Below are 10,675 nucleotides of genomic sequence, written 5' to 3'. Positions count from 1 at the left end.
GATCTTGACCGTTTCGCAAGTGATCTTGACGGCTGTCGGGGTTCTGCCACCTGATCTTGACGGGGCGGTAAGTCGGTCAAACGCGCCTGCCAAACAGCCAAGATCATTTGCCATGAGCCGTTGGGGCGTGCGTTCGTCACCCTGTACGGACTGGGGAACGTGGACCGTGGTGGGCAAGGACGAAGCCGGTACCTCGGGTGAGGCACCGGCTTCGGCGTGAGACGGGTGGGCTCGCCGTTCAGTAGTTCTCACGGACGGCTCCACCTGCGGAGGTGGCCTGCGGTCTTCAGGCGGGATCCGGTTCGACGTCGGGGATCTCGAACATCGTGTCAGCGGGCGGCTCGAAGTGGAATCGGCCGCGCATGTTGATGTGGCCGTACATCATCCGAGAGAGCTGGCGGAGGTCGCTGTGCGAGATGACCTGGCCCTGGGCGCGCATTTTCTCGACGATCTTCTGGATGTAGGCCGTGTTGAAGAGGGCCACGGTGTTGAGGACGAGGCCGAGAACGCCGAGCCGGTTTTCCAGACCAGGGTAGTAGTCGGGGAAGGGGCCGTCGATGCCGTGGCAGATACGCCTGGCGAGGTCGGCGCGTTCCTTGTGCAGCCTGCTCTGTGCTTCGATCCCGCTCCGGTACTCGGGGTTGTCATAGAGGCGGAGCAGGTGGCGTGTTTTGGCGATGCGCCCGAAGGAGACGATCGCTGATCCGAGGTCGGTGGGCTGGCCGTTGCGGGTGACGATCCGCAGCGCGTCGTGTGCGCTGACGGCACCGTGGTGGATCGAGCCGATCACCCGCAGGATGTCTTCCCAGTGTGCCGCGATCTGCGAAGGGTCGATCTGCCGGCGTGTTGCGCCCTGGAGAGGTCCGTAGTCCGCTGACCTGTCGATGCGCCATAGCCTGGCATCGTTGATTTGGTGCGGGGCGGGCTGGTAGGAGTAGCCGGAGAGGGTCAGAAGGCCGAAGACGAGGTCCTCGTGCGTTCCGGCCTCGGCGACGATGGCTTCGGGGTGTCGGCTGTCCAGGACGTTGGTCTGGTCCCGGTACGTCGTAAGGGTGTTGAGTGCCTCCAGCGCGGCGCTGGGCCGGCCGCCGACCATGCGCCCGGACAGCTGGATGGCCTGCTCGGTCAGCATGGTCAGCCAGGTGACCTCGGCATTGCCTTCGGGTGCGATGAGCAGGCCGGGCTGTGGTGTGGGGATGACGAAGCTGTGGCCGTCCACGGAGGCGAGGCGCTCCCCGTTCAACTGCAGGGTGGTGAGTGCGTCGCTCTCCGCGCCGAGCATGAGGGTGGTGCATGCCTCGATCACATCGGGGCGGAAGTATTCGCGGCTGATGCTGGTGAGGCGGTCGAGTTTGAGGGCGTCCTTTTCGTCGTTCGCGACGGCTTCGAGGCCGATGTTGCAGCCGTATCCGACCATCACGGCGGCTACGGACAGCTCGAATTCCGGGTAGGGGGAAGGGTTGCCGTTGCGGGTGGTGAACGCGGCGATTCCGCCGGTCCGGCTCAACACGTCCAGCACCACTTGGGGCAGCTCTACCTTGGGGAGCATCTTCTCCACTTGGCGACTCAGGCTCGATGTACGCGGTGGCCGCCCCTTCGGTAAGACCAAGTCACCGTTGCCGAGCGTGATTTGAGCGCCTTCGGGCGTGCGGGAGGCGACTCTGACCAGGTCGGCGTGCAAGCTGCTGGCAGCGCGGTCGAGGTAGGCGCTGGGGTCTTCGGGCAGATCCAAGCTGGTGAGCAGGCTGGGCCGGGCCTGTGCCCAGACCTCGTCTGACAGGAGTCGCGCGAGCAGGTCTCCCCAGCGGGAACAGCCCTGAACGAAGATCTCTCGTTTGCACAGATGCCGGTGGAAGGTCTCCACCACGCACAGGGCGTATGCCGACAGGTTCACCGCGCCGTCGGACTGTTCCGGCTCACCTTCCACGAGGCGCTTCCAGGAGCCTTTCAACAGCCTGGTGTCGATGTCATCGAGCCGAACGTCCTCGCGATCCAGGAGAGGCGGCAAAGCGTGGAGCGCGGCCAGCGCTGCCTGGCCCGCGGGACTTGCGCCGAAGCGGACCCTGTCGACAAGGACGGGTACGAACGTCCGTACGTCTCTGAACCGTTCCAGTGCCTTGGCGCGACGGGCCTCATGGGTGTCGGAGTCCCGGGCCGGCATGTACTCCAGGAGGTTCTGGGCCGCCCGGAAGAGAGTGTCCCGGTCGGCGACCGTCTCCAGCACGGCACGCGTGGAGCCGGTGTCGGTGACTGGGTCGCTGATCACACCGCTGTCGTGGTCGATGCTCTCCGCCACGGATTCCAGGACGGCGAGCAGTGCCTGTGCGGTCAGGGTGCCGTCAGGGGCGAACTTCGGGTAGGCGTCGACGAGGGCCTTGTCGGCCCACCTCTTGGGTTTGGCGATGAAGCCCTCGCTGATCAGCTTGTCGAGCATGTCGATGGCATCGTCGATGGCGCTCGTCTCCAGGCGCTTGATGGCCGCAAGTACCGCAGCCCGCTTGCCAGTCTGCTCTTTCAGGCGCGGTACCCGCTCGGTCAAGGCGTGATCGGCTAGCTGCGCCAACTTGCGGTCGGGGATGGACGAGACATCCACATCAACGAACCCGAGAGCGCGGATCTCGTCCGCGCGTGACAGCGCCTTCACGAAGTTCGCCCACGAGGGCACGCCGACACCGCGACGCAGGCCGTCCAGACGACTGGTGCGCTCGTCGGCGGGAACCTCCATCAACCAGTCGATGATGCGGACCTGTTGACGGTTCATTTTGGAGACGAGTTCCTTCGACACCGCGTCTTCGGCTCTACCCCGGCAGAGCGTCACCAGGTCACGAAGCGTCGAGTATCTGGGGAGCAGCACACGCTGCCCGCGGAGCCAGACTAGGGCCTGGAGCGTCATCGCCTTCGGGCCGTCCGTGGAGTACTTCAGCCGGTCTTCCAACCAGGCCACGAGCTGGGCCTCGCCCGCCACGAAGGAAGTCCAGCCGTGTTCCCGTCTGATCTCCCTGACGTGGTTTCGAACGGTGTCGCTGTTCTCCCCGTACAGGGTGATCTTGGCGAGCGGGTCGGAGATGCCGAGCTGCTCGCCCACGCGCAGCACCAGGTCCTCGGGGATCCTCTCCACGTCGGTCTGGAAACGGCCCAGGAAGCGCACGACCGTCAGCTGCACAGCCAGGCCGAGCCGGTTGTGCTCGCCTCGCTTGCCCTGGATCAGCCGCTGGTCTTCCTCGCCGAGCCGGAGATGGGGCCAGTCGCTCTCCGAGATTCCATTGACGAACGACGGATACCCCGCGCTCAACTCCTGCCGCTCCTCTGCGCCGAGCATTGCCTCTCCTGACGATCGGATTGTCACGCGGGGCAGATTCAGGCCGTCGACTGGGCCGGGTCAAACCGGACTTCGGGGGTGATCGGCCTTAGGGCACATTTTTGAGATCTTGGTCGTCAACCCGTTTTTTGAGCGGCTGTTCGAGTGGCTCGCGGACGTTTCTGACAGCTCGGGCTTCTACCGTCCTCGGCCATGGAGAACGTGTGGATCGAGCCGGGCGGTAGCGCAGATCCCGGCTACACCGATGAACAGCTCAAACGCGCGAGAGCATTCGCGGAGCAGGACGTCCAGGCGACGCGGGTGCAGCTTGCGGCGCGCTTCGGACTCGGCGACGTGTGCGCCGAGATCGCCGAGCAGTCCAGCCTGGCGGTGAGCAGTGCCCTGGAACCGCTGGCACGCCAACTCGGCTATGCGGCCGACACACTTGAGCGATACCAGCGCGTCACGGCGTTGGCGGGCGCGGAACTTCGCGAACGTCTCGCCACGTCGTCCGTCCACGTGCCGTGGAAGTGCGTGGTCACGGCCTGCGTAACCCACCCGGCCGAACGCGCGCGTCGTGTCGGACTGCTGCTCGGGAGGCTCGCCAGCGCCGAGCGGGCGGGATGGCCGGCCGTACTCGACGCCGGGGAGTACTGCCGGGCCCTCGGCCTGGCGGACGGAGCGGCCTCCGGTACGGAGACACCGGGCGAGATCGTCGCTCAGCTCGGCCATGTAGGGGTGCGGGAGGCCGTCGTCGCGGAGCTGACCAAAACTCCGGAAGCCGTCCTGTCCATCCTGCGGGAGCCGACCGTCCGTGAGGTTCTCCAGGACCAGGAGGTCGCCCGGTACGTACGCGAGCAGATGCGCCCCGTGCCGGATCCGGACGAAGAGCTGGTCAACGAGCTGATCGGCGACGACGAGCGCGATCCGCGTGCCGACTGGACCATCCGCTACTTCGGTCTGGCCCACAAGTGCAGGGAGATCCTCCTGCTGGGCCCCGACGATTTCGCACACGTCGATGACCCCGACGTGTGGCAGTCCGTCGAATCCATCCGTGACTCGGTCACCTCCTGGGCCGGCCGCGTCTTGGAGAAGCGCCCCCGCACGATCCGACTCCTCTCCGGAAAGTAGAAACCCGTGTCTATCCCCAATGCCGCAGGCCGCTACCCCAACGCCGTGCGCGACGTCCTCGACCGGGAAGCTCTCCGGTGCATCCGCCAGGGCGGGAGCGAAGTCGAGCAACTCACCCGGATGCAAAGCGTCGTCCGGTCGAAGATCAACGTGCTCTGTACGGAATACCGTCCAGTATTTGACCGCGCAGTGAAATCGATGTGCACCACCTCGTTCAACAAGGTCTGCAAGGAACTTCGTATCGCCGCTCTCGCTGGTCCGGCTGGACCCGCACAGGGCGGCACCACCGTCATGGGTCCGAGCTGCGGAACCGGAGCATCAGGCCCTGGCGACACTGCGGTTCCCGGCTCGCACGGTGCTGGATCCGACGACGAAAAGGTCGTGGCGAAGGTCCTGATCGGCGAGGGCGGCGAGCTGACGGAGAAGTCGGCCCAGCAACTTGTGCTGGAAGACCTCGACCGCATCATGGAAGTCCTCCCTCCTCTTGCCGAGCGCGACTTCATGGAGGCAGACCGGCTTGACCGTGCGGCCAAGGAATCCGCCCAAGGAGCCAAGGAACACAGGGCCCGCGCAAATCGGATCATCGCCCTGTTCAAGCGCTACGACCGGCTCGTCGTCGGCATCGACAGCATCCCCGGCATCTTCAACCTCGCCGACTACATCGCCGAGGTCGGAGCCCAGGCCCTTGGCCTGGACGACGAAGACGCCGAGCTCCTCCGGTACGCGGGCGCCCTGTGACCGAGTCCACGTGGCACAAAGGAGTCAAGGACTGGGGTGTGGCCACCGAGATCCCACTCGGGAACCGCAGAGCGGACTGCCTGCTGCGCTGCGGGAAGCGGGCAGAGATCCAGGCCCATCCGCTTGCCCCAGTTGAAGTCGCCGGCAGGGAGGCCCACGCAGACCTGTGGATTCTCGACTGCCGAGCCGCACACACACGCAACCGCCTCCTGGTGTGGGACGACCCGGAGTTCGGCACACTGTTCCGCTGGGACCGCGCCTGGCAGGGCTTCGCGGTAGCCAAGCGGCCCGCCTTCCTCAACACGGAACTGGACATCAGCACGGGCCGCGGCACCTTCCTGGAGGTGACGGGCTGGATCTTTGACGGATACCGCGCTCTCGGTTCCGGCAGGCCCCATACAGCTGCTGCCATGCGTTCTTGGATGCGCTACGACATCCCGCTCACCTCGCACCTGGCGGTGACCCGGTGACCTTGGAGCCACCCAACAGACGGAAGGCAGAGCGCTACCGCACCGTGCTGATCGAGCTGGACGGTCTCCTCCAGCAGGTGCCGGCCGAGTACCACGCGACCGGTGTGCTCGCGGAACGCATGCTGACTGCCAGGGCCTTCTATGCCGACTCCCTGTTCGGCGAATGCCCGGTTCCAGTAGCCATACCCCTGTACCGGCCCACCGCTGGCACCCACCCGGCACTGATCGTCGTGGATGACCTGGCCGAGTCCTGGGTCATGGGATTCGACGTCTGGCACAACCAGGTCCGCTATCACATCACGGGCTTCTACCCCGTCGGACAACTGGCGCCTCGACCACACTCGATCTTCGGCGACTTCGCCGTGCCGAAGCGTGATATCGCGAGCGTTCGCAGTTCACCACGCATTCGACATCGCCTGACTACTGAGGTAACGCGCATCGGCCCGAAACCCAATGATCAGACTGGTCATCCGTGGTAACTTCCGGGCCTTCGTGACGAGTTGGAGGGCGTGTGAACAGCGAGTTCCTGCTCGGCTTGATCGCTGCGGGAGCGGCGTTCGGCGGAGCTCTCTTAGGCGCCGGTGGTGCAGTCATAGCCGGACGCAGTCAGGCTAGTGCGGCCCGCTACCAAGCCGATGCCCCATGGATAAGAGAACTCCTGCCCTCCCTCTGCGCAGAGTTCCTCCTCCAGGCCGAGCAGGTCTACCAGGACTATCAGGCCATGTACGAGGACGCGTTCCACGAACGCTGGGACGAGATGGAGCGCCGGGCCCTGGAGTTGGATCCGCAACGGTTGAAGCGGGCCTTCGCTGCACTCGAACTTCGCGCTCCAATGGACGTAGTCGATACGGCCACTGTGCTTCAGCAGTCTCTCCTCTATGACCATGCCCCAGAACCAGTCTGGCTTGGCACGGTACGAAGAGACCGGGGCCAACAGATGGCGGCTCGGACCAGGCTGTCCGGTGCTTACCACGGCCAGCACAACCTGTTCTTGAAGGTGGCCAGAACCGCTCTCAAGGTTGGCGCCTACGAGGCGCCGGCCCGGGGAGCGTGGCTGCCCTTGCGGCGCCGCCAGCTGTAAACGGGTTCGGTGCTCGGCGAGGGAACGCTCACCAGAACATGCCGCTCTTGCCCTGTCTCAACGAACCCAGTGCATGCACCTCCCTGAATCCAGTCCAGCAAGGTCTGCGGCGCCAGGAAGACGAACTTCGATGAGACACGACAGCAGTTCGCCGGGGGCAGACAGGAAAGATCGCGGAAAGACTGGCCAACGTGCGCGAGGGCATGTCAACGTAGACGACCTTGCAGGAAACCCCAGGTCAGAGAGGTGATTGCCTGTGACCGTAGCGCCTGTAGGCCCCGGTTTCTCCACCACCGTCGAAGCCCTGCGGCTTCGCGAATGGCAGCTCGGCCCCGGCCAGCCCACGCTGGTCATGGACCAGTTCTCCGCGGAGGAATTCCACCTGATCGTGGACGACCGTGCGGACGTGCACGTCAGCTCGAAGGACGGCCGCTTCTACCTAGGCTGGTTCCCGCTCGGCCGCCCCGGCACGGACGGCGAGGGATGGAAGATCGCCGTCACCGGCACGGCCAAGGTGCGTGGCTACCACCTGTCGTTCGACACCGAGACGCCGGCCGACATTGTCGCCGCCGCCGTGGCGCGCGTGCTGGGGACCTCACGTCGCGTATGACGGCACAGGTGCCCGCAGGTAGTCCTCGCTTGGCGGGTGGCTGGCTGTCTGACGGCCACCCGCCCGTTCCATCGCTCACCGTTTCCCTCACCCATGGAGGCTGTTCGTGACGTCCCCGGAGATGACCGTCGGCGATCTCATCGACCTGCTGTCCGGCTGTGACCGGAGTGCTCCGGTCCGCCAGGCCATGAATCCGTTCTTTCCGATGGCCCACCGCTTGGCGCAGGTCGTGCAGTCCGTGGACGAGACCGGCCGGGCCGTTGTCTTCCTCGCTGAAGGGCGGGATGAGGACGCGGAGCTCGGCCATCTACCGCCCGAGGTCGCTGTCGCCCTGACGTGGTAGGGCCCCGTTCTGGCGCCCCCGCGTCGCCCCCGCCGCCGGGCCGGCGGCAACTAGACCCGTACCGAGCTCTTGGAGGCGCCCCTGTACCCCGACTTCCCGCTCGACCCGTCCACTCCGCGCGGCGGCCGGCCCGCGTTCTGGGTCGGTCCCCGGCATCTGGCCGGTGATGATGGGCGCCTCTACGACGCCGTCGCCGACACGCTCGCCGGTCTGGGCTGGACGAGCCTGACGATCGTCCGCGGACGGCACGAGCCGGACGAAGAGCCGGAGGACCGCCAGGTCCTGCGCAGTACCGTCCTGCACATCAGTCCCGACGCCTTGCGCTGGGCCCAGTGGAGCCTGGCGGACGAGCCGTTGCGGCTACCGCGACCTCATCCACACCGCCTACGAAAACGTCGCCATCGTCCCCGCCGACCCCATCGCCGACCACGTCAAGAACGGCGACTACGAGATCAGCGGCTGGGTCACCACTGGCACCGACCGGCGCGAACGCGGAACACGAGACGCCGCACCCCTGCGGATCGACGGCCGACGGGGCGACTGGGACGAGATCGAGGAACTCTGGATGGCCGGCGAACTCACCGACGACGAGTTCGAGGACCACTTCATCGACGACGTCATCGTGCAGGACATCGGCGAAGGCGCCGACGGATGGACATTCGACGGAGACAACTACTCCGTTGAACTCAGGTAACACACCAGACGGGAACCGCGTATGAGCACCAGCCCTGAGCGGCCCGCCTCACCGCTGATCATCGTGCACGCAGAGGCCACCGCGAGCGCCCGGCGTCGGGTGTCCGACCTCCTCGAAGCCGCAGGCGTAAGGCCGGGGGAGGAACAGCATCTCCTGGCGGTGATCGAGGCCGGGGGCCGTGGAAGGCGCCCATGTCGCAGCCACCGAGCTGGACACGCAGACGCCCGCCAGCAGCAGCGACGCGTTCAAGGATGTCTTCGACATCATGCGGCAAGCGGGTGCCGAGCACGACGAGATCCACCGGCTCGGCGGAGGCCCTGGCGTATGGCCGAAGCAAGAAGAGAGCCACTGACCGGGGCAGTGGCGCGGTGGAGCTGGCGTTGCCGGACCGGCGCCGAGAGGCTTCGGACCCAGGGCGCCCCACGCTGTTGGTAACAGCTGTTACCATGCCGGTATGGCGAAGACACAACTGGGTGCGCGGGTCGACGACGAGGTCGCAGAACTCGCCAGGGCCCGGGCCAAAGATCGCGGGCTGAGCATCGGCGACTACATCGCCCAGCTGGTCCGGGAAGACGCCGACGGCCTGCGTGTCCGTGGCCTGGACGCCGCCCGCCGGTTCCTTGACGAGCACCAGGCCGTCTTCGATGAGGCCGAGGACGCCGAGCAGTCCGCCCCGGGGGCGCGCGCCGCGTAATGGACCTGCACATCGACGTTCCCTGGATCCTCCAGGTCGCCGAGATCGCTGGGGCGGGTGACCCGGCACCGGACGACTACGGGGTGCCGGTGGCTGCTGTTGCCTGTCACAGGGCCGAACTGCTGGAGCAGCCGGTGTACGACGGCCCCTACGCCCGCGCGGCCGCCCTGGTGCACATCCTCGGCCGCTGCCGCTGGCTGGAGCGCTCCAACATGGCGGTCGCCGCTGCCACCGGCGTCATGTACCTGGAGGCCTCCGGCCTCCAGGTCAAGCCCACCCGCGACGACGCCATCGCCCTGCGCGACCTGCTCCGCGACCCCACCTGCACGGCCGCGAAAATTGCCGCCTTGCTGCGCTCCTGGCCCGCGACTACGTGACCGCCCAAGGCCCGTCGACGGGACTATGCGTGCCAACCGGCTCGGCCTCGCCGGATTCTTTGACGGGCCTGGACCGGCGGCCTGGTGCAGTACCTGCTCTTTCCTTTGGGGGGGTGGGGGCCCTGCTCGGGCGCGTTCCGGTCGGCTGTGCGGCATGTTTCGCGCGCCGTACCGCCTTGCCGCGTGCTGGGCAGCCGCGCCGCGCCCGACCGGACCGAGCGCTGCGCGCTCTCACGCGGTGCGGGATACGGCAGACGGTCCGGCCGCTCCGCGTCCGCCCCTCGCTCCGCGCTGCCGTTTCCCTTGCTTCCTCCCTGGCGACGTCTTCTGGTTCCTCGGCAACGCCCACCGCGGAGGACGCGGCGTGGACCTCCAACAAGATGATGACCGACGAGGGCGCGGCCACGGCCAACGGCAGGTTTGTTGGCAACTTCAAGAAGGTCACCGCACCCAGCGCCACCAAGCTTGTCATCGAGCTGAAGAAGCGGCAGGCCACGATGGCCGCGCTGGGCTTGCCGATCGTCCCGAAGCGTGTCTGGGGAAGGTGGGGGACTTCTCGAAGTTCAACGACGACAAGACACTCCTGATCGCAACAATGGCAAGCCGATCAACTGCCGCTTCCTGTGTACCGCCGCCGACCCGATCGCCAATGACGTCGGCCTGCCCGTGTGGACGACTGCGGGCGTCTACGGACGACAGGAACAACGGTTGCCCCGGCACGGCTTGAGGGTGCTCGGCCACACTAGGAGGGATTGTGAACAGCGATCCGGATGCCGGTGCTGTCGTGCTACCGGATCGCCGTGATCAGCCTAAGGGTGGTGTGGGCAAGACGACCACGACCACCGCGCTCGGCGCGACACTCGCCAGTGAGCGCCAGGACAAGATCCTCGCGATCGACGCCAACCCGGACGCCGGTACGCTCGGCCGCCGTGTGCGCCGCGAGACCGGGGCCACCATCCGGGACCTCGTCCAGGCGATCCCGTACCTCAACTCGTACATGGACATCCGGCGGTTCACCTCGCAGGCGCCGTCGGGCCTGGAGATCATCGCCAACGACGTCGACCGGGCGGTGTCCACGACCTTCAACGACGAGGACTACCGGCGCGCGATCGACGTACTGGGCAAGCGGTACCCGATCATCCTGACCGACTCCGGTACGGGTCTGCTGTACAGCGCCATGCGCGGGGTTCTCGACCTCGCCGACCAGCTCATCATCATCTCGACGCCGTCGGTCGACGG

The 10,675-nt window shown here is 66.5% G+C and carries 12 protein-coding genes and 3 pseudogenes; 14 read left to right on the top strand and 1 reads right to left on the bottom strand.

Translation table 11 applies throughout. The annotated features are described in order from the left end of the window. Positions 1-286: 286 nt before the first annotated feature. A complete protein-coding gene (locus AB0D27_RS37160; RefSeq protein WP_362517649.1) occupies positions 287-3,319 on the bottom strand; it encodes a Tn3 family transposase in 3,033 nt (1,010 codons plus the stop codon). A gap of 192 nt (positions 3,320-3,511) precedes the next feature. On the opposite strand from AB0D27_RS37160, the gene AB0D27_RS37155 reads away from it, so the two are divergent. The 14 genes and pseudogenes from AB0D27_RS37155 to AB0D27_RS37090 form a co-directional block, all read left to right on the top strand. Next, positions 3,512-4,429: a hypothetical protein gene (locus AB0D27_RS37155; RefSeq protein ID WP_362517646.1), complete on the top strand. Its 918-nt coding sequence runs from the start codon at positions 3,512-3,514 to the stop codon at positions 4,427-4,429. Between the two features lie 45 nt (positions 4,430-4,474). Further along, on the top strand, positions 4,475-5,167 hold the full coding sequence (locus tag AB0D27_RS37150) for a hypothetical protein (RefSeq protein ID WP_362517643.1): 693 nt from the start codon (positions 4,475-4,477) through the stop codon (positions 5,165-5,167). Positions 5,168-5,205: 38 nt separating this feature from the next. Beyond that, positions 5,206-5,637 (top strand): hypothetical protein, encoded by a 432-nt coding sequence (locus tag AB0D27_RS37145; protein WP_362517640.1) that lies wholly within the window; start codon positions 5,206-5,208, stop codon positions 5,635-5,637. Beyond that, on the top strand, positions 5,634-6,116 hold the full coding sequence (locus AB0D27_RS37140; RefSeq protein ID WP_362517637.1) for a hypothetical protein: 483 nt from the start codon (positions 5,634-5,636) through the stop codon (positions 6,114-6,116). Before AB0D27_RS37145 ends, AB0D27_RS37140 begins: the two co-directional genes overlap by 4 nt. 32 nt (positions 6,117-6,148) lie before the next feature. Further along, positions 6,149-6,718 (top strand): hypothetical protein, encoded by a 570-nt coding sequence (locus tag AB0D27_RS37135; RefSeq protein WP_362517634.1) that lies wholly within the window; start codon positions 6,149-6,151, stop codon positions 6,716-6,718. Positions 6,719-6,974: 256 nt separating this feature from the next. Then, on the top strand, positions 6,975-7,328 hold the full coding sequence (locus AB0D27_RS37130) for a DUF317 domain-containing protein (RefSeq protein ID WP_362517631.1): 354 nt from the start codon (positions 6,975-6,977) through the stop codon (positions 7,326-7,328). A 106-nt stretch (positions 7,329-7,434) separates the two neighbouring features. After that, positions 7,435-7,671, top strand: a complete 237-nt coding sequence (locus AB0D27_RS37125) for a hypothetical protein (protein WP_362517628.1) — start codon at positions 7,435-7,437, stop codon at positions 7,669-7,671. A 69-nt stretch (positions 7,672-7,740) separates the two neighbouring features. Further along, positions 7,741-8,025, top strand: a pseudogene (locus tag AB0D27_RS37120) (hypothetical protein); the annotation flags it as partial. A gap of 211 nt (positions 8,026-8,236) precedes the next feature. Further along, complete coding sequence (locus tag AB0D27_RS37115; RefSeq protein ID WP_362517703.1) at positions 8,237-8,365, top strand: hypothetical protein; 129 nt, start codon at positions 8,237-8,239, stop codon at positions 8,363-8,365. Positions 8,366-8,543: 178 nt separating this feature from the next. Then, entirely contained in the window at positions 8,544-8,717 is a 174-nt protein-coding gene (locus AB0D27_RS37110) for a hypothetical protein (RefSeq protein WP_362517625.1), read from the top strand. Between the two features lie 102 nt (positions 8,718-8,819). Then, positions 8,820-9,059 (top strand): hypothetical protein, encoded by a 240-nt coding sequence (locus tag AB0D27_RS37105; RefSeq protein ID WP_362517622.1) that lies wholly within the window; start codon positions 8,820-8,822, stop codon positions 9,057-9,059. After that, a complete protein-coding gene (locus tag AB0D27_RS37100; RefSeq protein WP_362517619.1) occupies positions 9,059-9,436 on the top strand; it encodes a fic family toxin-antitoxin system, toxin component in 378 nt (125 codons plus the stop codon). The genes AB0D27_RS37105 and AB0D27_RS37100 overlap by 1 nt, the downstream gene beginning before the upstream one ends. Positions 9,437-9,783: 347 nt before the next feature. Continuing rightward, a pseudogene (locus AB0D27_RS37095) lies at positions 9,784-10,013 on the top strand (ABC transporter substrate-binding protein); the annotation flags it as partial. A 187-nt stretch (positions 10,014-10,200) separates the two neighbouring features. Then, positions 10,201-10,675: pseudogene (locus tag AB0D27_RS37090) on the top strand (AAA family ATPase); the annotation flags it as partial.

It is taken from the genome of Streptomyces sp. NPDC048415 (assembly GCF_040651675.1).
GTDB lineage: Bacteria > Actinomycetota > Actinomycetes > Streptomycetales > Streptomycetaceae > Streptomyces.
Note: the sequence above shows the minus strand (reverse complement) of the source record. Positions and strands in the feature narration are given on the sequence as shown.